The organism is Paenibacillus luteus (assembly GCF_006542765.1).
Taxonomy (GTDB): Bacteria; Bacillota; Bacilli; order Paenibacillales; family Paenibacillaceae; genus Pristimantibacillus; species Pristimantibacillus luteus.
Map to the genome: position 1 here is coordinate 507,587 of NZ_SKCD01000011.1, position 21,205 is coordinate 528,791.

Genomic DNA, 21,205 nt, shown 5'->3' on the forward strand with positions numbered 1-21,205 from the left:
GCATTAGTCTTTCAGCAAGCGCTCAAAGCTAGCCTGCGCCTCGTACCGAATTTTTTCTTCGTCGAGCATGGTGCATTCACCGTTCTTCACTACCTGGCGTCCATCAACCCAAACATGCCGCACATCGCGCCCAGAGCCAGAATACACAAGATGCGAAACCATATCCGTCTTCGGATAATAATGAGCCTGCTCAATATCGATAGCGATGAAATCCGCTTTCTTGCCTTCTTGCAGACTGCCGAGGCTATCCTGCTGCCAAATGGATTTGGCACCGTATACCGTGCCCATCTTCAATGCTTCGAGAGCTGGCACTGCTGTTGGATCACCTGAAACCCCTTTATGAAGCAGCGCTGCAAAGCGAATCTCTTCAAACAAATCCAAATTATTGTTGCTTGCCGCGCTGTCTGTGCCAAGTGATACCGTTACACCCGCACGCAGTAAATCAGGGACGCGGGCAATGCCGCTGGCAAGCTTCAGATTGCTAACGGGATTATGGGATACCGCAACATTTTTGGCAGCCAGAAGCTCAATTTCTGCATCATTTAGATGAACGGCATGAGCAACCAATGAAGGGCGTGAGAAGAAGCCTAGTCGATCTAGGTGCTCCACCGGACGCATGCCGTAATCACGGACATTTTGCTCAACCTCTGCCAGCGTTTCAGACATATGAGTGTGCAGCGGCAAATTATAATCGTGAGCAGCCTGAACAAAACGTTCGATATATTCAGGTGGACAAGTATAGGGAGCATGGGGGGAGATCATAGTGGTAATACGTCCGTCTGCTTTCCCGTTCCAATCCCGGGCAAACGCAATCGCTTCCGTCAGCTTTGCCTCTTGAATCTCGGGTGGACATAGGCCAATAACGCCTCTGGTCAATACGCCGCGAATACCGCTCTGCTCAACCGCTTGTGCAACCCGATCCATACGGTCATACATGTCTACGAAAGCGGTTGTTCCCGATCGAAGCATCTCCACAATGGCCAATGCGCTGCCTGCACTCGTATCTTGATCCACATATTTGCCTTCCATTGGCCACATCTTCTGTTCTAGCCATACCTGCAAATTTTGGTCATCGGAGTATCCACGCAGCAAACTCATCGCTGCGTGCCCATGCGTATTAATGAGACCTGGCATAAAGGCGAGCTTACTGCCGTCGATTTTCACAACTGATTCCGTCAGTTCTGTTGGGACCGCAGTGCCTATGTATGTGATACGGTCATCCGTAACGACCATATGCCCCTGAAATGATGGATTCGCGTCATCCATTGTAATAAATAACCCATTCTCAATCCAAATTTGACTCATCCAATATCTCTCCTTCTCGAACTAAATAATAAGCTAAGCTAAGCAGCTCTTTCGTGAAATCAGCATTTTGTATTCGGATTTCATCGGGTACTCGCAAAATTGCTGGAGCGAAGTTCAAGATCCCCTCGACGCCCGCCTCAACAAACTGGTTCGCGACATTTTGCGCTTCAAAGGCTGGAACCGTGATGATGCCTATGCGAATTTTCTGCTCCGATACCGTTTTTACAAGCTCGCTCATCGGCAATACGATCAAATTGTTGATGCTTGTTCCAATCTTGCTTGGATGATCGTCGAACACAGCCGTGATTTGCATATTGTCCTTTGAATATTTATTGTAATTGCACAAGGCATGGCCTAGATTTCCAGCACCGACCAGAGCGACTTTGATCGTCTGGTCGACCTTCAAAATTTGGCGGATTTTTTCTATGAGATAAACGACGTCATAACCAACGCCCTTACGACCGAAATCTCCGAAATAAGCAAGATCTTTACGTATTTGAGCGGGATTCAAATCAAGCTTGACGCCTAAATCCTGTGAAGAAATGGTTTGAATTTCACGATTATGCATTTCGTTTAATACTTGTAGGTAAATCGGAAGCCTTCGGACTACAGCTTCCGATATTTTCGTCTGCTTCATCGTTTCTCCTCCTCAACACTTGCTGCGCCTTCGCCAATATGCGTTACAACTTGATTTTCTTCAGCAAGCCACTCCCGCATCCGCGCAATCATTTGCCCCGTGTGCATTGTTTCTATTTTGGGGCCAGGCAAGGAATATAAGAAATGCTTACCATAAAATGTATCAATGACTCTTGTATCATAAATAATCACGATGCCTTTATCCTGAGAGGTTCGCACTAATCGACCGAATCCTTGCTTAAACCGAATGACGGCTTGAGGAATGGAAAGCTTCATGAACGGATTTTGCTTCTGCCGCTGCAGCATTTCTGCCTTTGCCTCAGCAAGCGGATGGTTAGGCGGCTGGAATGGCAAGCGCACGATTGCCAGGCAAATTAACGCCTCGCCTGGTATATCCACCCCTTCCCAGAAGCTGCTCGTTCCAAGCAGAACGGATTCCGGCGTTTGCCTGAATCGTCTTGTAAGCTTGGTCCGATTGCCACTGTCAATGCCTTGGCCAAGCACCTGAATCCCGGAAGCGCTAAGTTTTTCCTTTAACGGATCATACACTTGCCTCAGCATCCGATAAGAGGTGAACAGAACAAGCATTCTGCCCTTTGTTTCTTTTGCTGCATCAGCAAGCGATTGGACAAGCATCTCCATATACGTGTCATCCACCGCAGCACCCTTCAACACAGGGAAATTACGCGGTATAACGACAAGCGCCTGTTCCCTGTAATTAAATGGCGAAGGCAATTGAACGGTTTTCAGCCGACCCTGTTCTTCGTATCCGGTAAGTCCAAGCTGCTCCTCCGCATACTGAAATGATTTTTGAACGGACAAGGTCGCTGATGTCATCACAATGCTTTCCTTCACATCAAAGAAATATTTTTGCAATTGTGCACTTACATCAACAGGCACGCCATACAGCTGTACAGATCGGTAGCGATATACACTGCTTGCTTCAATCCAGAAAACCGAATCCGACAGCTCAAGCTTAATAAATGTGCGCAATTCATCCTTTAAGCGTGACAAATCGCGAATCGCACCATTTAGATCGGTAATCACGGCTTGAACGCCAGAATCATCTACACGATCCTTGATGTCCGTTACCATCTTGTCAACGGTCCGGCATACTCGATTAAGCTCTGTATGTAGATTTCCTTCGACGGTAACGCTGTCCTCCCAACTGCCAGGCAGCTCATTCTTCTTTAAGCGGCAAACCGATTGCCCATTTTCGGTAGGGCCGTCAGAGGATGTTGAAGTAAAGCTATAAAACATCTCGAACAGCTTATCCCAGTGCTCCTTAATCTCTTGAAAGATGGGAATCACCGTATCAATCGTTTCTAACCATGAAGCCTGATGGGCGTCGTCTTCGTACATCAGCTTTTGACGCAGAGCGGGAAGCAAGCCAGAACGATTATCCTTGAATAGGCGAACCACCGCCTGCGTGAGGGAGAAATAATTAATTTGCATGCCAAGATGCTTGCCGGCAACCTCTTCCACATGATGCGCTTCATCAATAATAAGATGCGTGTAGGCCGGAAGCAATCGGTGATCCGCTTGAATGTCGGTAAACAGCATGGAATGATTTGTAATGGTCACGTCTGCGATATTTGATTCATGCTTGGCTCTATGATAAAAACATCGCTTGAACCAAGGACAGGCGCGATTCAGGCAAGAGTCGGTATCACTCGCAACCGTTGACCAAAACTCCGCGCCCTTGTTGCCAAAATTCAGCTCCTCCTGATCGCCGGTTTCCGTCTCGCCTAGCCATACGACCATTTGAGCGGCTGTAACCGTATCATCAATTGGAGATACCAAATCCTTCGTATTAATTTTCCCTTCAAACTTGCGTAAGCATAAATAATTTCCTCTGCCCTTAAAAATGGACGCTTTGAATTCAAAAGGCAAAATTTCTTCGAGCAATGGGATATCGCGCTGCCGCAGCTGCTCCTGCAAATTAATTGTATGAGTGCTAACAACGACTTTTTTGCCATTTTGAATGCCGTAATAGAGCGCTGGGATCAAATATCCCAGTGATTTGCCTGTCCCTGTTCCCGCTTCAATGAGCAAATGCTGGTTTTGGTTCAGTGCACTGTATACCTCTTCGAACATGGCAACCTGCGCTTCACGTTCCTCATAATTGTCAAATTTCTGTTGAAAACGCTGCCGTACATCAGCCAGATAGTTATCGAAGGACACATCCGTCAGCGGCAAAGCATTGCTGCTTCCGGTGCGCGGTGGCTGTTCGTCATTCCATTCCGTGACTTTAAGCGCAAATTGGTTAAAGTAATCATATTCGTTGGATTCGAAAACGGTACTATACTCCATTTGCTGCTGCGTATGCTTAATAAACCAGCTTAAATCGCTACCGTCATCTACAAGCGCAGATAGCCGCTGCAAGGTGAGCAGCGGCATTTTACGAAGCTTTTTGACAGATTCGATTAACAATAATGCAGTCGCTCTCGCATCGCTATCCGCACGGTGATGCTGGTCATGCTGGATGCCGAAAAGCTCGGAAACAGCACCGAGCTGATACGTATTCAATGTTGGATATAAGATGCGGAGCAATTCAATCGTATCGAGCCTGCGGCCTGCAAAGGCTCGCAAGCCGCAGCGAACCAGTGCCTGGTTCAAAAACCCGGCATCAAAGCCAACGTTGTGTGCAACAAGTACGGTATCATCTAATAACGGTACTAGCTTTGCGATTACTTCATTTAGAGCAGGTGCATCCGCAACTACCGCTTCATCTATGCCCGTTAGTTGAGTAATAAAAGCCGGTATCGGGATATTAGGCCGAACAAAGGAATTAAACGTATCGATAATTTCAAGCTCATCTGATACGATGACAAGTCCCACTTGCAAAATGTCATCATCCGAGCTATGTCCCGTCGTTTCTAAGTCCAATACTGCAAATTTCATTCATTCCCCGATCCTCTCACAAACAGCACAGCTCCGTGCTTCCAAAATATAAAGATAACTGCTTAGGTGTTTCCTGGCATGATTTGAGATTGTTTAACGGATCCTTAAAGCTTGGACAGACCTCATAGGCTTTCATAAATAACTGTTCCGCTTGTGCCATATTCATGCGTACAGCTTGAATGCACCCTAGCGCATTATAGCCCATCGCAAGCCATTTGGGAAAGTCCGTTAACACAATCAATAATTGAAAATGCCGCTGGGCTTCATTCCAATTTTGCAAATGCATTTGTGTCATGCCTAGAAATAACCTAGCCAGATTGCACTCCGGCAATTGCAATACTGCCGTTTGGAACTGCTCCGCTGCTTGTGAGAACATAAATAACTTATAATAGCCTTGTCCCTTTGATATCGTAACCGCAAGCTCATCCGACATTTCGATATCAGGCATGCCGGTGGCGCTTGATTCGATTGCGGGCACGATCTGCTGTGCAGAAGGCTCCGTGCTCGCTAAGACAGAATCAATTGTATCGTTCTGCTCTTTAAATTCTGCGAACTTTTCCTCAAATTCAAGCCATTGTTCAATAAAAGCATCACTTACCTTTTTTAGTTCAATAATCTGTTCATCATACTGCTGCTTTTCACTTGCACCTGCACACTCATAATGTTCGATAATTTGATCAAGCATGTCGTTCATGGATGAAAACATATGCTGGAACATACCGCATCCCGCCTTCGCCAGAGAATTAAGGAGTGTTATGTTCATTTTTTGTTTTATCGCTGCTTTTCATACGGCATCCCATTCGTTACATAACGCAGGGATTAACGCACGTGAATGATTGGTTACAAAATGGCTCCGTGCAGTTCTTGATCAAGCATTTGAAGCGGACGGTTATCCGAATCGAGGATGGTCACAATTGGCTTGTGCTCCTTCGCTTCTGTGTCCGTCATCATCGCATAAGAAATAATAATAACCTGATCCCCTGGCTGCACTTGCCTTGCCGCTGCCCCATTTAAGCAAATGACACCCGAGCCGCGCTCACCAGTGATCACATACGTTTCAAAGCGTGCGCCATTGTTGTTGTTGACGATTTGTACTTTTTCATTTTCCCATATGTTAGCGGCTTCCATCAAATCTTCATCAATGGTAATGCTACCTACATAATTCAGGTTCGCTTCCGTTACGGTTGCCCGGTGCAGCTTGGACTTCATCATCGTTCTGAACATGTTCATTTACCTCCATTCCTTCTAAAATCCGATTATCGATCAGGCGTGTTGCGCCAAATTTAACAGCAAGTGCCAGGATTAAAGGTCTCTTTATTTTTCCGATGTCTGCCTTGGCTTCAGGTATCCCAAGTGATGGGTAATATAGTAATTCAACATAATCGATCATGGCTTCGCTTGCCTTGCTAAGCTCAACCTTTACCTTTGCGACGAGTCGCTCCACCGTCATGCCAGGTTCGCGAGCCCAATCCGTTGCAGATTGTAGTGTAGCTGACAAAGTAACGGACTGAACGCGCTGCTCTGCATTCAAATATACATTTCGGGAGCTTAGCGCGAGACCATCCGGTTCGCGTATGATCGGACAAGGCACGATCTGAACCGGAAAGTTCAAATCATCAACCATTTGCTGAATGACTGCGACCTGTTGGGCATCCTTCATGCCAAAATACGCTCGATTTGGCGCCACAAGATGGAACAGTTTGCTTACTACCGTTCCCACCCCATCGAAATGGCCCGGTCTAGAAGCGCCACATAAGCGGTCTGTAACCTGGTTTACAATAACGGTAGTTAGCGGTTTATTCGGATACATTTCTTCAACAGTTGGAATAAAAACGAGATCCGTTTCACATTCCTCAGCTAAGGCCAAATCCCGTTCCTCATCCCGAGGATATCGATCCAAATCCTCGTTTGGTCCAAATTGAAGAGGATTAACAAAGATGCTAAGAACGGTTACATCGTTTTCGGTATGGGCTTGGCGCAATAAAGAGGCGTGGCCTTCATGAAGGAAACCCATTGTAGGCACGAAACCAATGCTTTTCCCCTCATTTCGACGGTTTGCCAACTGCTCCTGCAGCTCTAATTTTGTTCGGCATATGATCATGTAAGCCGAACCCCCTTTTTAGCTTGACCGGTCGCCTGCTGTGTAGCTTGACTGTCTGCTTCCGCACCAGTGCTTCCATATAAAGCAGGAATCGATGCCGGCTGCGCTGAGAACACATGCTCCTCAGCAGGAAAGTTGCCATTTTTTACTTCATCCACATAAGAATGGATGGCATTGCGAATCGTTGTTCCAATATCCGCATAAGTCTTTACGAATTTTTTCTCGAAATAGGGTGACGAGTATTGCAAGATATCATGGTACACCAGTACTTGGCCATCACAGCCGCGACCAGCTCCGATACCAATGACTGGAATGGAGAGCACATCGCTAATCATCGTAGCCAATGATTCTGTAACCAGCTCGATGACGATACTGAACGCTCCTGCTTGCTCAAGTGCTTTGGCATCCTGAATCAGCTTCTCCGCTTCCTTATCGAGCTTGCCTTGAACCTTATATCCGCCGAGTTGATGAACCGATTGCGGAGTTAGCCCGATGTGTCCCATCACGGGTATACCTGCTTTGACAAGAGCTTCCACATCGGAAGCAATTTCCTCGCCGCCCTCTAGTTTAAGTGCCTGTGCTCCACCTTCTTGCATAATCCTTGCCGCATTGCGCATCGTCGCTTCGCGACCAATTCCATAGGTCATAAAAGGCATATCCGCTACAATAAACGTATTTTGCGCTCCTCTGGCCACCGCTCTTGTATGATAAACGATATCGTCGATCGTTACAGGAATCGTCGTGTCGTATCCGAGTACGACGTTTCCTAATGAATCTCCGACAAGTATGACGTCAATTCCAGCTTCCTCAGCAAGCTTGGCTGAAGGATAATCATAAGCTGTCAAAACGGAAATCGCATTGCGCTCTTGCTTCATTTTTTTCATATTCGTAATCGTCAGTCGTTTCCTCATCAGCTTCATCCCCCGTTCGATGTTCAATGATAGGATAAACACAAAAAAACCTTTTAGCCGCTGCTAAAAAGGTCCCCAAACTGAAAAGGAAACGTTTGCTTGTAGTGCTTCCTTCTGTCTCGGTCCCTACGGCTCAGAGCAGAGTGTGCATTCCCAACCATTTACATTAATATTGCAAATCATCATCAGTGCAGCTTCATCATGAATACCGCCTGATAGAACTAGTTTACCAAACTTTCCGTCATCCGTAAACGGTCACAAAAAGCTATATAGGTTCGCCCATCTCCGCTGAGAAAACAGGCCTCACCGTTCCGTCTTCAAGTTTGATTCGTATGGCTCCGCTCTCGTCGAGTCCAATCGGAACCCCTACAAAATCACCTTGAGGTGTAACCAAACGGGCCGGCTTGCCTAGCGATACGGATAACGCCTCCCACAACGTCACAATAGGACCAAATCCCTGCTCTTGATAAAGGACATAAAGCTGCTCCCATTCCTTCAAAAATTCAAAAATCACATCTTCACGTGCCCATTTCTGTCCACTGCTGATCCGAAGCGATGTTGCCTTCTCTAGCAAGTCAGCAGGATAGTCTGCTTCATCCAGATTAACGCTAATGCCTATTCCTGCCACGACATAACGCAGGCGCTCATCCTCGGCGGCAGATTCAAGCAGGATTCCGCTAATTTTTTTGCCATCAATAAGCAGATCATTTGGCCACTTAATGCCGATTGGCAAAGCCGTCAATCTCCTCAGGCTTCTACAGAGCGCAACCGCCGTGAGCAGAGTCAACTGAGGTGCAAAATGAATAGGAACTTTCGGTCGAAGCACCATGCTCATCCAAACCCCTTTGCCTCGGGGTGATACCCAGCTTCGGCCCATGCGGCCGCGGCCACTTACTTGCTGCTCAGCAATAAATAGTGTTCCCTCTGCTGCGCCTTCCTCCGCTGCTGCACGCGCGAGGTTTTGGGTTGACTCCACTGTCTCAAAGTAATGAATGGTTTGACCGAAGAAACCTGTAGTCATTCGGTTGGACAGCTCGTCCACAGCGATATGGTCAGGTGTACTTAGCAGCCTATAGCCTAGTCTTCTTGAAGCTTCAAATTGATACCCGGCCGCTTCCAGCTTTCGAATCTGCTTCCAGATCGCGGTTCTGCTAACTCCTAGCTCCTGGCTTATCCGCTCTCCCGAAACGTATTCACCGGATCGATTCTCGAACAATTGAAGCAGTAGCTCGTGATTCATAGATGGTTCCTCCTTAGTTGACGCAGCTGAGCCGGTCGCTGAGCTTGGTATCGCCAAGCCCAAGCAAACCGTCTCGGCCAGCCAATTTATTGCTGTATAGCTGCTTCTTGCAGCAATGCTTGTTTTTCATTTTCCAACTCACCGATCGCGGCCAAAAACAGCAAACGTTTCAAGCATTCACTAACCCATGGTCCGGCCTCACGCTGCAAATGCTTAATGAGGTCTCTGCCGCTTACGCTAAGCTGTTTTAAAGATAAGATGGTCATTTCGTTCAGCCAGCGCTCCAAATCGTTTAGAAGCTCCTTTGAGAAGCTTGAAGACTCCGCATGTGCAGCGCGGGCAACCTGCAACCACTCACTAGCTGCAGCTTGCCCGCTGACAAGGACAAGTTTCACCCATTGTCTTTGAAACTCGCGCCCTTGGAAAAGCTCTACATTAGATAACATGTCAAAATGCACTTGTACAATTGCTGCAATTCTTCTGCTTCGACCAGTCGGAAAGCGAAGCACCTGCAAAGCATGACTGGCAGTTTCAGTGGACTGGTTTAATACGATGGCGATGAAAGCCCAGCGCAAATCCAAATCGGTCAGTTCATGCAAACGTTCAAACAGATTTTTATTAAAGGCAGATTGCTCTGCTTCCTTCATCGCAAATTCTATGTCAGGCCCAAGTGAGTCTTTCAAGTGAAAGAGAAGCCCGCTTGCGGCAACAAATCTCAGCGCCCTTTGAGGCACGGCTCCCGCAAGCATTTTGTCTAATTCCACCTGAACCCTCTCAAGCGCTATAAAGCGCATTAAATGACAGTGCTGCAAAACCGCCCGCCAAGTGTGATGAGCAGGCCGCAGCTGATAGATGCCGATAAAGCGGACAGCCCTCAGCATCCGAAGTGCGTCTTCTTGGAAACGTGCATTGGCATCACCTACGGAACGGAGCCGTCGTTTCTTCAAATCCTGCACCCCACCATAGGGGTCATAAAGCACTCCGTCTAGCCCAAGCGCCATCGCATTCATTGTAAAATCGCGCCGCAGCAGATCACCATCCAGCTCGGTAATATACTCCACGCTTTCCGGCTTGCGATGGGCTTCGTAAGCAGATTCCAGCCGAAAGGTCGTTACCTCATAGGTTTCACCTTCGTGGACAACCGTTATGGTGCCATGCTGCAATCCCGTCGGAATGCAGCGCTCAAATAATCCAAGCACCTGCTCCGGACGGGCTGAAGTAGCAATATCCACATCTTTAATGGATAAGCCTAAAACCGAATCTCGGACTGCTCCGCCAACAAAAACGGCTTCGAAATAATTCTCTCGAAGCCGCTCAATGATCGGCAAGGCAGCCGCAATTGGTTCAGGAAATGATAGGTGAATAACGACCGCCTTCCTTCATAAAAACTATTGGATTAATCGCTGCACACTGCAATCGGCAAATCCGCCTCAATGCCCAGTACCCGGTAATAAATTTGCTCATATTGCGTTGTAATCACATCATTGCAAAATTCATTTCGCGCTCTGAATATGCAAGCCTCTTTGAACTGCGCATGCAGCTTCTCATTGAGCAGCAGCCGCTCTACGTTCTTGGCCATATCCTCCACATCGCCAATTGTCGACAGGAAACCTGTCTCACCATGCGTAATAAGCTCAGGGATACCGCCAGCATCCGAACCGATCGTCGGAACGCCGCAAGCCATCGCTTCAAGCGCAACAAGACCAAAACTTTCCTTCTCTGAGGGAAGCAAAAGGACATCGGCCATTGAAATGACCTGTGCTACATCTTCTTGCTTGCCAAGGAAATGAACCCTGTCCTCCAGCCCAAGCTGTTGGATTTTGCATTGAATTTTTGATAGCTCTGGCCCTTCGCCTACTAGCAAAAGCTTAGACGGCACGTTCTGTGATACTTGAGCAAAAATATCTACGACATCACCAACACGCTTAACGGGACGGAAGTTGGAAATGTGCATTAAAATTTTCTCGTGCGGCTCAGCAAAATCTGAGCGCAGCGATACAACGTCGCGCGGGTAGTATACCCTCTTGTCGACAAAGTTGTAAGTTAAATCGATTGGCGTTGTAATATCCAGCAATTGTCTGGTTTCATTAATCAAATCCATGGAAACAGCGGTAACAGCGTCGCTTTGGTGGATCGCTAACCGAATTAGGTTTTTCAAGGATTCATCCTGAGCAAGCACCGTAATATCTGTTCCATGAAGTGTTGTAACCGTCTTCAAGCCGTCACCATTCATCTGTTTGGCTAAATAGGCACAAACTGCATGAGGGACTGCGTAATGGACATGCAGCAAATCGAGCTGCTGCATCTTGGCTACCTGAGCCATCTTGCTCGCTAAAGCCAGATCGTAAGGCGGGAAACGGAACACATAATAATCGTTAACCTCGACCTCATGGTAAAATATATTTTTATTAAAGTGACCCAATCGAAAAGGGATGCTGTGAGTAATAAAATGAATTTCATGACCTCGTTCTGCGAGCAGCTTCCCAAGCTCAGTAGCAACGACACCTGAACCGCCCAGGGTTGGGTAGCAGGTTATGCCAATCTTTAATTTTCTCGCCAATGTTGTCGCGCCTCCTGTGTTCGTCACGTATATCTATTGTATTAAACAAGAGCTGTACGAATATCAAAATAATTGTACCGCGTGAGGTCGCTTTATCGCAAAGCCCTCGGCATACGCCCAGCCTCTTGCTTGTCCGAGCAGCGAATCACGCGCTTCTACCCGTTCCACATAATGGTTCGTAAGCGGCGTAGCAACACGGTCTGAGCCGGCTCCAGCTGCTTCGAATTGGGAACGGTAAACAAGCAGCGCATTTCGCTTTGTTTTTTGAAATTCGCTGATATCTACAATCAAAGACACTTGGTCTACATCGTTTATATAGTAATAAATCAGCTGCGATACCGAAACGGCAGGCAGCTCCGGCATATACCGGCGAAGCTTGGCATTAAATACAGCTTCTTCAATTAACTGGCTTGCAGCCACATGGTCTGGATGCCTGTCCACCCAATAAGGAGCGAATACGACACGAGGCCGATACTTGCGAATTTCTGCAACGATTCGCTCGATCTGCTGCTTCGTTCGCTCAAGCCCGCGGTCTGGCAATCCAAGGTTGGAGCGCATCGCAAGACCAAGGACATGAGACGCATCTGTCGCTTCCTTCTTACGCAACTCAACCGTACCGTTGGAGGACATCTCCGCTTCAGTCAAATCGCATACGCCAACCCTCATGCCTGCTTGAACATGCTTGGCAATCGTTCCACCCATTCCAATCTCGGCGTCGTCTGCGTGAGCGCCAAATACGAGAATATCCAGCGCCTCAATCATTCCGCAATACCTGGTTTATATTTATGGACAAGCTCACGCCAAGCAAAATCACCGCGCTCCAGCGCTTTGACCAATAATTCGGCTGTAGCTACGTTTGTTGCAACAGGGATACCCTGAACATCGCATAGTCGAAGCAAGGCAATAATGTCCGGCTCATGCGGCTGCGCCATTAGGGGATCGCGCAAAAATATAATCAAATCCATCTCATTCTGCGCTACTAAAGCGCCAATTTGCTGGTCTCCGCCAAGGGGTCCAGACATAAAGCGTTGAATAGAGAGATCGGTTTGTTCCATAATCCGGGTACCAGTTGTACCCGTAGAATAAAGCTTGTGCGGCACAAATACTTTCTCGTAAGCAATAACAAAGTTTACGATTTCCTCTTTTTTGCGATCATGTGCGATAAATGCGATGTTTAACATTCCGTTCCCCTCTCCTGCTGCCGAATCAAACTAATCCATGATATGTTCAAAGCCATAAATTAAGCCGCTGTAGGACATGACCTTCTTGACAGCAACGTTTACACCTGGCATATAGCCCGCACGGTCATAGGAATCATGACGGATTTTGAGCGTTTGTCCGTGGCCGCCGAATACAACTTCTTGCTGTGCAAATACGCCTGGGAGTCTGACGCTATGTATACGGAATCCGTTATAGTAGCCGCCTCGTGCGCCTTCAATCACTTCTTCCTCTTTGGGATTGCCTTGTTTAAGCTCCATACGCGCCTGTGAGATCAGCTCAGCTGTTTTGATCGATGTGCCTGAAGGGGCATCAAGCTTCTGGTCGCCGTGATATTCTATAATTTCAACATGTGGCAAATACTTGGATGCTTCAGCCGCAAACTTCATCATCAGAATCGCACCTATTGAGAAATTCGGAGCAATTAATCCTCCAATGCCTTTCTCTTGGCAAAGCTCGTCCAACTCCTCGATCTGTTCAGGCGTAAATCCGGTTGTCCCCATAATGGGACGGACACCAAATGTTATCGATGTTTTAGCATTGGAATATGCCACTTGCGGAACTGTAAAATCAACCAGCACATCCGCTTTGGCGCCGCTTAGCGCTTCCTCAAGCGTGGCACTTGCTAAAACACCTGTATTGGCCACTCCGGCAAATATACCGGCGTCTACGGGACCCGCCGAAGGAGCGACGGCAGCAACCAATTGAAGCGTCTCATCCTCCAGCACCATTTTCACAACCTCGCGTCCCATTCTTCCGCTAGCTCCTGCTACTGCCACTCGTATTTTTTGTATCGTCATGCTATTCACCTGTTCCTTTTTCTTTTACTCGCATTTGTGCTCATATACAGCAACCGCCTTTTGCGATTCACGTCGGCAAACAGTCTTCTTGCAGCCGAATGGCCTGGATCAAGCCGCACCGCTTCGCGCGCATTTTTGGTCGCTTGGTCGTACCGGCCGCGGGAGGCATATAATACGCCAAGCGTGTAATACGCTCCAAAGCTAAGCGGATCAAGCATCGCAGCCTTCTCCAAAAGCTCTGCAGCTTCATCCAGTTTTGGCGGAACCTTTGCCAGCAGAATATCCGCTTCAGCAAGCAATAGCTTTGCCTCAACTGTCTGTAAATGATATTGGTATTCCGCCTGTTCAGGCTCTAATTGCAAAGCGTGCTCGGCATGCTGCTTCGCTTTCATCCACTTGCCGCTGCGCGCGCATGACACAGCACATATATGATAATAAAACGCATTTTCAGGTTCTGCTGCTATCGCTTGCTCGAACCAATAAATCGCCTGCTCGAAATCACTATTAAAAATATATTCATAAGCCTTTTTGATGCAGCTCTCTCCATCCATCTGCCCATCCTCCTTGTACACAGGTTGATGGTACAGCATATGTAAGGAGCTTGTTTACAGTTCGGTTATTTTCTTCGTCCAACGATTGGCATCGCGGGTCGTGAATTTATGCATAACCTTATTATGTGCTTCCGTTAAATCAATATTGAGCGAATTAGCGAAGCAGGAAAGAATAAATAAAATGTCGCCTAGCTCCATTTCTACGGTGTTTTCCGCTTCATCCGCTTTTTTGGGCTTCTCTCCATAATAATGATTCACTTCGCGAGCAAGCTCGCCAACTTCTTCTGACATTCTAGCCATCAGGGCAAGCGGGCTAAAATAGCCTTCTTTAAATTGCGAAATGTAATCATCTACTTCTCGCTGTATATCTGATAATGTTTTTTCGGACATCGCTACATTTCCTTTCCGTCGATAGCTATACCTCACTATGTTAACGTAAAGCTCTATTCAAAATCAATGTTTTTCGAATTACGTAATTAAGCCATACTACTCCTGAGCCGATGATTCCAATTCACAACTTGACTATGCTGTTCGTAAGGCCAACCTTTCTGAAAAATAAATGAGGGAGTGTTACATGATCGCGAAAATAGTTAGGCAAATGCGAATCGTTATTCCGATACTACTGGGCACGGCAATCTATGCGTTTGGACTGCATTATTTCGTCATCCCTAACCAATTAATGGAAGGCGGCGTTACTGGTATCGCTGTATTGCTTAATTATGCAGCGAACTTTCCGCTTTCCGTCTCGACCCTCGTATTGAATATTCCGTTGTTTTTCCTCGGCTGGAGAGCACTTGGCCGCGGTCAAATGATGTATACGCTTATCGGCATTGTTGCTTTGTCAGGCTTCCTTGCCTTAATGGAGCAACTTATCGACCATAAATGGCTTATCCCTTTCACAAGTTCGTATGATTACATGTTAGCCGCTCTTTACGCAGGCGTGACCTTGGGAACAGGGCTTGGCATCGTTTTTCGGTTCGGAGGCACCACTGGAGGTGTAGACATTGTCGCTCGGATCCTGTCCCGGTCGAAGGGGATCAGCATGGGCCAAATTATTTTGACATTTGATGCACTCATTATCGGAATTTCGTTGTTTTATATTTCTATAGAAAAAGTGCTTTACACACTCGTTACCGTATTTATCGCTTCTAAGCTGATCGATTTCATTCAAGATGGCGCTTATGCTGCGAAGGCCTTCTCTATCATCTCCGAGCATGGCGAGGCGATTGCAGCTACAATTACACAAGAGCTAGAGCGGGGAGTCACGCTTATTCCTGCAAAAGGCGCCTTCTCCGGACAACAAAAAGAGATCGTCTATTGCGTCGTACAGAGGCAGGAAATCCGCCGTCTGAAACTGATCGTTCGCAATATAGATCCCCGTGCTTTTATCGTTATCAATGAAGTGCAGGATGTACTCGGCGAAGGCTTTAAAGAAGAATAGCTAATTACGGTAACGGCTTTACTCCAAACGGATTAACTTTGTATTTCCTCCAGCCCGAGTAAGTAAGAATAGCTGAAATAAGGGCTCCCATAAACAGCGTCCAGCTAAGTGGATTTGAAGTTGGTACGACGGCTATCGCCGGCAGTGAATCCGCTCGTCCGCTCTGATCAAATAAACGCATGACCGCTTCTTTAAGTGCCGTAATCGATTGGTCGACTGTGGCATCGTTGGTCCTATTGTTTGCGCTCGCTTCCAGCAGCAGATTCGTATACCGAATCCGTTCCCTTGTCTCAGCCTCATACTTGCTCCCATACAATAGGGTCAAAGCTGGCTGTATCCTTCCAGCATGCTCCTCCAAGCTTCTCATTGCGGCACGCGCTGCAACGGCTCCGTCATTCGTCTGACGCTTCCAAGCTTTCTCTACTCGCGTCAGATCATCCAGCATAACCTTTTCATATTGCAGCCACAACGCATGCTCGGGCCGAACCAGTGCATCCGATGCCAGCCTTATACGTGCGGCTTCCATAAGCCATCCTGATCCAGTCTGACTGTTTAGAAGAGTCTTCTCTATGGCTGCCGCATCTTGTCCAATCACAAGCCAGCCCTCTGGTTGCCCGGAAGCCACCTTGAGTTCACTTGCAATGACATGCTGCAACTGCTGTACATGCTGGTAGCCCGCTTGACGGTTATTCGCATGAGCAGCTTCATATAAGGAACTTGCGATTTGATCCAACCGCTCCAGTTGGTCAAATGAGCTCGTTGAAAATTGGTTTGCGGAAAATGCTTTGTCTGCTGGGGCGCCGCCCCATACTGTTCCTGCCAAGCCGGTCGTCATGAGGATACATATGACGAATGGAATAAATAACCGCATCTTCATGGACATCCCCCCATAGTACAATCTATGAGGGGATGTCCAACGTTATACCTTCTTTCTAAAGCGCCAGACCAGCACGGCTGCGACGAGGCTAAAGAAGGATAAACCATATGTAAAAGCTCGGACAGCGTTTAAATCATCATCCAACTGGTCAGCTAGATACGGAAATACACCATATGTATAGTCGACCGTGTCATTGAGAAGAAGCCAACCCGTTGCAACAACGAGTGCTGCGAGGCCTGCTTTCATAAATCTAAAAAAGAGCAAAGCCTCAAAAGCCATACCCAGATGGGACGCCATCAGCATAAAATGCTGCCAATTCAGCTCGGCTCCCTGCCACGCTCCTGCTAGAATCATTGAAACAGCCCATATCCCGTATTTCACCGAGCAGACGACGGCCAAAGCTTCTATTATACTGCGGCCCACTTTGGCCAGAGCTGAAGGATGGCGTGACGGGAACAGGAAATAGAGAAGCGCGAGCGTAAAGAACAAGCTAGCGGTAGGCGAATCAGGAACAAAAACGATTTGCCACAGCGGATGGTTATCAAGCGTATCGATCAACTGGCTCTCATACCAGATGTAACCGTAAATCGTTCCTCCCAAATTAACAAGAAACAACGGCCATAAAAATGCACGGCTAAGCAAAAATTCGCGGCTCCAGAAATAAGCGAGCATGTTGAACCACTTCTCCTTCGACCTCTTAAAATGTTCTTGGTTCAAGCAAAAACTCCTTCGGCGTCCATTAGACGCTGTAGTAGCTTTGACGATGAAATATAAGCCTTTTATAAGCTAAAAAACTTATACATTCTTATATTTCAAGCAAAAACGCCTTCGGCGTCCATTAGACGCTGAAGTAGCTTTGACGGTGATATATAAGCCTTTTATAAGCTAACAAACTTATACATTCTTATATTTCAAAAAAAAACCTGACCGTGGAATACGATCAGGTTTTTCTCAAACGGTTTATTCAGCTGTCGCTTTTTGCTTGGACAGCCAAGTGGACAGCTCATCAATCTCTTCAGTCGAGAGTGACTCTTTAAATGAAGGCATTGCACCATTGCCACGCCCATTAGTAATCGTCTCAACAAGTTGCTCTTTCGACAATCTGTCACCTACACCGATTAGGCTTGGTGCATTTCCTTGACCTTTAAGATCAGCGGCGTGACAGCCAACACATTGTGCTTGCTTCGCAATATCCATTGCGGGATCATTGGCGTCAACAAGTGAAGCTTCCACGGTTGGTTTCGTGTAGTTTGGACGCTCTTTCCCTGCTTCCGCAGCTTCACGAGCCTTCTCTTCCCGTTCAATATGCTCCGGTACTTGTCCGTTAATTTCCAATTGATGCTGGTAGTGATCCCAAGATACAACTGTCAAATAAACACATGCGATAAGCGTTAAGCCCATCAAAGATGACGCGATTGGACGGCGGTAGAAGCGGCGCTCCTTACCTGTATCCAAAAACGGTGCAAGCAGCAAAGCTCCGAACATAACACCCGGTATACCAACCGTACCGAGCAAGATGTAATCTTGCGAAACGTACGGGTATTTCAAAAATTGATACAAGAACAAGAAGTACCAGTCTGGCATCGGTATGAAAGCAGCGTTCGTCGGATCTGCCGGATAACCAAGCGGAGCCGGCTCAGCAATGACCCACACTAGAAAGCCAACCAGCACGACGCAGCCGACCATCCATTCCTTAAGCAGGAAGTTCGGAATAAATGCTTCCGATTTACCTGGGAATGATGTATAGTCCGGCGGAATGTTCGGATGGTTGTTTTTCTTGACACGCGAGTCGCCTACATAGACAACCTTCTCGTTCGAATTATGACCATGCGCCATAAGTAAGCCTCCCTTCGCTTAAAGTGGTCCAGAAATACCTTGTTTCCGAATCATGATAAAGTGCGCTGCCAACATTGCGATCAAAGCGCCAGGCAAGAAGAATACATGGATCGCAAAGAAACGTGTTAGTGTTTGCGCGCCTACGATATCGCCCCCATATAGGAATGAAGCGAGATACGGTCCGATCACCGGTACGGATTCAGCAATTTGGACACCAACTTTTGTTGCGTAGTAAGCTTTGTTATCCCAAGGAAGCAGGTAACCTGTAAATCCAAGGCCTAACATAATAAAGAAGATTAGCATTCCGACTACCCAGTTCATTTCGCGCGGTGCCTTGTAAGAACCGGTAAAAAACACTCGGAGGGTATGTAGGAACATCATTACGATAACTAAGCTTGCCCCAAAATGGTGCATGCCTCGAACAATTTGTCCGAATGCTACCTTGTGCTGCAGGTAATCAACGCTCGCATAAGCGTTAATGATGTCCGGAACATAATACATCGTCAAGAACATACCGGACAAGATTTGAATGACTGTGATGAAAAACGTCAAGCCGCCGAAACAATAAACGAATGCAGAGAAATGATGTGCCGGGTTAACGTGCTCAGGCACTTCGTGGTCAGCCACATCTCTCCATAGCGGCGTAATGTCAAGACGTTCGTCGATCCAGTTGTATACACTTTTAAACATCTGCAATACGCCCTCCTTAACTCGTTCTTGTATTCGGCATTACTGGACCCAAGTATACGAATCCGTTCTCAAGCTTCACTTCGTATTCATCCAATGGATTTGGGGCAACCGTAAGGTTTTTCCCGTCTTGCGTGTAGCGTGCGTCATGACAAGGGCAATCGTACTCATTTTTCCCCTTTGTGTTCCAACCAATTGTACAGCCTAAGTGCTTACAAACTGGTGACAGAGCAAAAATTGTACCGTTTGCATCTTTCGAGATCCATGCTGCAAGCTCTGGATCACTGACGTACCAACCGTCGATTTGATGAATTTTAAATTTGAATTCTTGCGGTTCGTTCGTAATTTTGCTCTCTTCCACAACTTTTACGTAAGTGCCCTCGCCCTTCTTCTCAAGGAGCGGGTCCACTGCAAAACGAACCATTGGCAATACCGCGCCGCCCATCATAAATGCAGTTGTGCCACCAAGCGTATATGACAAAAATTGACGCCGGGACATTTCTTTGCGCTGAACCGGTCGATGCGCGGTCTCGTGTTGTTCATGGTTACTCATCTTCTGTTCTAACCCCCTTTGCCAACCATATCTCGCGTCTTGCCGCAGGGCAAAAACACATGACGAACTAGGACATAACTTATAATAGCCTAGGTGCTTAGGAGCGTCAAGAATATGGCTTCATATTTGCATGGTTATCAAAATGCCGTTCAATAATTTGTTATTATTTTGTCACATTTGACCTTGTCTGGCATTTGTTTTCCCCAAATTTTGATGATATTATACGACAATTTCAAGAATTTCATCCTGCTTGCCCACTCCATAACCCTCGTATTGCTTCCGAAACCTCGGTTTGCAGCGGGAGCGCGCCTCCCGTTCCCGGCTTGAAGCATAAGTCAACTGCAGCGCTGTTCACATTTAACTCCGAATTAGCTGTAACCACAATCATATAACGAAAGCCCAAACTCTTCATTGAAGAGCACCATTGTTCGATCTGTATCTCCAATTGGACGTTATCATCAACATAATGCCATGCAGGGTAGGTAACGACGCGGCCTTTGAACGGTATTTCTATCAAGTCCATCAGATCCCGCAGCTGCTCAAGCCATTCCGTCGCCTGATAAGGCGGTACTGCTTTCGTTATTCCCGTGACTGGAAGCAAGCAAGTATCTAAATAAGGACTCAGCTCTTCCCATTGCTCTTTCGTTATCTCACTAAACTTCATTCTCTTCTACTCACTCCTTAACCTATTCACAAGCAATTGCCAGTATTGCTGCTTCTATGTTACCTCCTAAACTGCCGATTGCCAATTGCTATATTCAGAAAAAAAAGCTTCCCTACACATGCAGCAGACCTACTCGTCCGCTTCAGTGAGGAAAGCTTCTTGTGCTCCAGCGTCCAAATGACGATCCGCGTAAGGCACTATCGTTTTAAAGCATTCAGCTGTTTCGCTAGACGGTAAAACGTATCCTCATCGCCTGCGGCCAGCGCTTTGTCGATGGCATCGTGAATTTTCGCAGTTTGAAATTTCAAAACCGCATCATCCAAAACAAATTCAGCTGCCAAACCAAGCATCGCTTCATACGTAACCTTCATTTTGTCCATAGGATACACCTCCAAACCGGCGTTAAGAGATCCTATATTCTATTCCCTTTGTCACATAGCTCTCCATCGTTTTTCTCATGCGCAATAAATCGTCATCAGTTAGCTCTCTTACGACTTTGGCGGGTGAACCGATAGATAGAGTATAGGATGGTATTTTTTTGTTCTCTGTAACAATCGAACCGGCTCCTATTAAAGCATATTCACCAATGTCTGCGCCGTTAAGTACGATTGCCCCCATTCCAATTAATGTGCCTTTGCCCACGGTACAGCCGTGTATAATTGCAGCATGTCCGACAGATACCTCATCGGCTAATATTAGGGGTTGGTTTACATTTAAATGACCGACGACACCGTCTTGTATATTACAGCTATGTCCGATTTGAATTGGCGCGAGATCACCGCGAAGAACGGCATTGAACCAAATCGTGCTTTTCTCTGCAATCGTCACATCGCCAATGATTTTTGCGCCTTCTGCTATGTACACGTCTTCGTGAATGTTAGGTCTTTTGCCTTGGTAGGGAATCAACAATGTTACCCGCTC

24 protein-coding genes are annotated in these 21,205 nt (G+C 46.9%); 1 reads left to right on the forward strand and 23 read right to left on the reverse strand.

All coding sequences use genetic code 11. The features are described from left to right. Positions 1 to 3: 3 nt before the first annotated feature. The 15 genes from E0496_RS10270 to E0496_RS10340 all read right to left on the reverse strand — a co-directional run bounded on the left by E0496_RS10270 (position 4) and on the right by E0496_RS10340 (position 14,616). The gene (locus tag E0496_RS10270) at positions 4 to 1,305 is read right to left on the reverse strand and encodes an amidohydrolase (RefSeq protein WP_141501466.1); all 1,302 of its coding nucleotides are present in this window, start codon (positions 1,303 to 1,305) and stop codon (positions 4 to 6) included. After that, on the reverse strand, positions 1,286 to 1,942 hold the full coding sequence (locus tag E0496_RS10275) for a redox-sensing transcriptional repressor Rex (RefSeq protein ID WP_141501467.1): 657 nt from the start codon (positions 1,940 to 1,942) through the stop codon (positions 1,286 to 1,288). The genes E0496_RS10270 and E0496_RS10275 overlap by 20 nt, the downstream gene beginning before the upstream one ends. Then, entirely contained in the window at positions 1,939 to 4,845 is a 2,907-nt protein-coding gene (gene dinG / locus E0496_RS10280) for an ATP-dependent DNA helicase DinG (protein ID WP_141501468.1), read from the reverse strand. Before dinG ends, E0496_RS10275 begins: the two co-directional genes overlap by 4 nt. Before the next feature lie 16 nt (positions 4,846 to 4,861). Further along, positions 4,862 to 5,539 carry a hypothetical protein gene (locus tag E0496_RS10285; protein WP_206669742.1) on the reverse strand — a complete coding sequence of 226 codons (678 nt, stop codon included), beginning with the start codon at positions 5,537 to 5,539 and terminating at the stop codon, positions 4,862 to 4,864. 146 nt (positions 5,540 to 5,685) lie between these two features. Beyond that, positions 5,686 to 6,069: an aspartate 1-decarboxylase gene (gene panD, locus E0496_RS10290; protein WP_141501470.1), complete on the reverse strand. Its 384-nt coding sequence runs from the start codon at positions 6,067 to 6,069 to the stop codon at positions 5,686 to 5,688. Continuing rightward, positions 5,996 to 6,946, reverse strand: coding sequence for a pantoate--beta-alanine ligase (gene panC / locus E0496_RS10295; protein WP_141501471.1), 951 nt, complete (start codon positions 6,944 to 6,946; stop codon positions 5,996 to 5,998). The genes panD and panC overlap by 74 nt, the downstream gene beginning before the upstream one ends. Further along, a complete protein-coding gene (panB, locus tag E0496_RS10300; RefSeq protein WP_141501472.1) occupies positions 6,943 to 7,857 on the reverse strand; it encodes a 3-methyl-2-oxobutanoate hydroxymethyltransferase in 915 nt (304 codons plus the stop codon). The genes panC and panB overlap by 4 nt, the downstream gene beginning before the upstream one ends. Before the next feature lie 265 nt (positions 7,858 to 8,122). Beyond that, complete coding sequence (locus E0496_RS10305; protein WP_141501473.1) at positions 8,123 to 9,097, reverse strand: biotin--[acetyl-CoA-carboxylase] ligase; 975 nt, start codon at positions 9,095 to 9,097, stop codon at positions 8,123 to 8,125. Positions 9,098 to 9,183: 86 nt separating this feature from the next. Beyond that, on the reverse strand, positions 9,184 to 10,461 hold the full coding sequence (locus tag E0496_RS10310) for a CCA tRNA nucleotidyltransferase (protein ID WP_141501474.1): 1,278 nt from the start codon (positions 10,459 to 10,461) through the stop codon (positions 9,184 to 9,186). A gap of 32 nt (positions 10,462 to 10,493) precedes the next feature. Further along, on the reverse strand, positions 10,494 to 11,657 hold the full coding sequence (bshA, locus tag E0496_RS10315; protein WP_141501475.1) for an N-acetyl-alpha-D-glucosaminyl L-malate synthase BshA: 1,164 nt from the start codon (positions 11,655 to 11,657) through the stop codon (positions 10,494 to 10,496). A 63-nt stretch (positions 11,658 to 11,720) separates the two neighbouring features. Beyond that, positions 11,721 to 12,419, reverse strand: coding sequence for a bacillithiol biosynthesis deacetylase BshB1 (gene bshB1 / locus E0496_RS10320; RefSeq protein ID WP_141501476.1), 699 nt, complete (start codon positions 12,417 to 12,419; stop codon positions 11,721 to 11,723). Continuing rightward, positions 12,416 to 12,838 (reverse strand): methylglyoxal synthase, encoded by a 423-nt coding sequence (gene mgsA / locus E0496_RS10325; protein ID WP_141501477.1) that lies wholly within the window; start codon positions 12,836 to 12,838, stop codon positions 12,416 to 12,418. The genes bshB1 and mgsA overlap by 4 nt, the downstream gene beginning before the upstream one ends. A gap of 30 nt (positions 12,839 to 12,868) precedes the next feature. Then, entirely contained in the window at positions 12,869 to 13,675 is an 807-nt protein-coding gene (gene dapB / locus E0496_RS10330; protein WP_141501478.1) for a 4-hydroxy-tetrahydrodipicolinate reductase, read from the reverse strand. Positions 13,676 to 13,680: 5 nt separating this feature from the next. Then, positions 13,681 to 14,226 (reverse strand): tetratricopeptide repeat protein, encoded by a 546-nt coding sequence (locus tag E0496_RS10335; protein WP_141501479.1) that lies wholly within the window; start codon positions 14,224 to 14,226, stop codon positions 13,681 to 13,683. Positions 14,227 to 14,280: 54 nt separating this feature from the next. Beyond that, positions 14,281 to 14,616, reverse strand: a complete 336-nt coding sequence (locus tag E0496_RS10340; RefSeq protein WP_139999530.1) for a nucleotide pyrophosphohydrolase — start codon at positions 14,614 to 14,616, stop codon at positions 14,281 to 14,283. A gap of 184 nt (positions 14,617 to 14,800) precedes the next feature. Between E0496_RS10340 and E0496_RS10345 the strand changes: the two genes are divergently transcribed. After that, a complete protein-coding gene (locus tag E0496_RS10345) occupies positions 14,801 to 15,667 on the forward strand; it encodes a YitT family protein (protein WP_141501480.1) in 867 nt (288 codons plus the stop codon). Positions 15,668 to 15,671: 4 nt separating this feature from the next. Here the strand turns inward: E0496_RS10345 and E0496_RS10350 are convergent, their stop codons facing one another. The 8 genes from E0496_RS10350 to E0496_RS10385 all read right to left on the reverse strand — a co-directional run bounded on the left by E0496_RS10350 (position 15,672) and on the right by E0496_RS10385 (position 21,193). Then, a complete protein-coding gene (locus E0496_RS10350; protein ID WP_161601362.1) occupies positions 15,672 to 16,544 on the reverse strand; it encodes a sporulation protein YpjB in 873 nt (290 codons plus the stop codon). 42 nt (positions 16,545 to 16,586) lie between these two features. Beyond that, entirely contained in the window at positions 16,587 to 17,216 is a 630-nt protein-coding gene (locus E0496_RS10355; RefSeq protein ID WP_141501775.1) for a DUF1405 domain-containing protein, read from the reverse strand. Positions 17,217 to 17,504: 288 nt separating this feature from the next. After that, positions 17,505 to 18,380: a menaquinol-cytochrome c reductase cytochrome b/c subunit gene (locus tag E0496_RS10360; protein WP_141501482.1), complete on the reverse strand. Its 876-nt coding sequence runs from the start codon at positions 18,378 to 18,380 to the stop codon at positions 17,505 to 17,507. Positions 18,381 to 18,398: 18 nt separating this feature from the next. After that, entirely contained in the window at positions 18,399 to 19,070 is a 672-nt protein-coding gene (qcrB, locus tag E0496_RS10365; RefSeq protein ID WP_053376377.1) for a menaquinol-cytochrome c reductase cytochrome b subunit, read from the reverse strand. A gap of 16 nt (positions 19,071 to 19,086) precedes the next feature. Beyond that, positions 19,087 to 19,620 carry a Rieske (2Fe-2S) protein gene (locus E0496_RS10370; protein ID WP_141501483.1) on the reverse strand — a complete coding sequence of 178 codons (534 nt, stop codon included), beginning with the start codon at positions 19,618 to 19,620 and terminating at the stop codon, positions 19,087 to 19,089. Between the two features lie 241 nt (positions 19,621 to 19,861). After that, positions 19,862 to 20,284 (reverse strand): DUF2487 family protein, encoded by a 423-nt coding sequence (locus tag E0496_RS10375; protein ID WP_141501484.1) that lies wholly within the window; start codon positions 20,282 to 20,284, stop codon positions 19,862 to 19,864. Between the two features lie 197 nt (positions 20,285 to 20,481). After that, positions 20,482 to 20,664: an IDEAL domain-containing protein gene (locus E0496_RS10380; RefSeq protein WP_139999542.1), complete on the reverse strand. Its 183-nt coding sequence runs from the start codon at positions 20,662 to 20,664 to the stop codon at positions 20,482 to 20,484. Positions 20,665 to 20,686: 22 nt separating this feature from the next. Next, on the reverse strand, positions 20,687 to 21,193 hold the full coding sequence (locus tag E0496_RS10385) for a gamma carbonic anhydrase family protein (protein ID WP_141501485.1): 507 nt from the start codon (positions 21,191 to 21,193) through the stop codon (positions 20,687 to 20,689). Between the last annotated feature and the right edge of the window lie 12 nt (positions 21,194 to 21,205).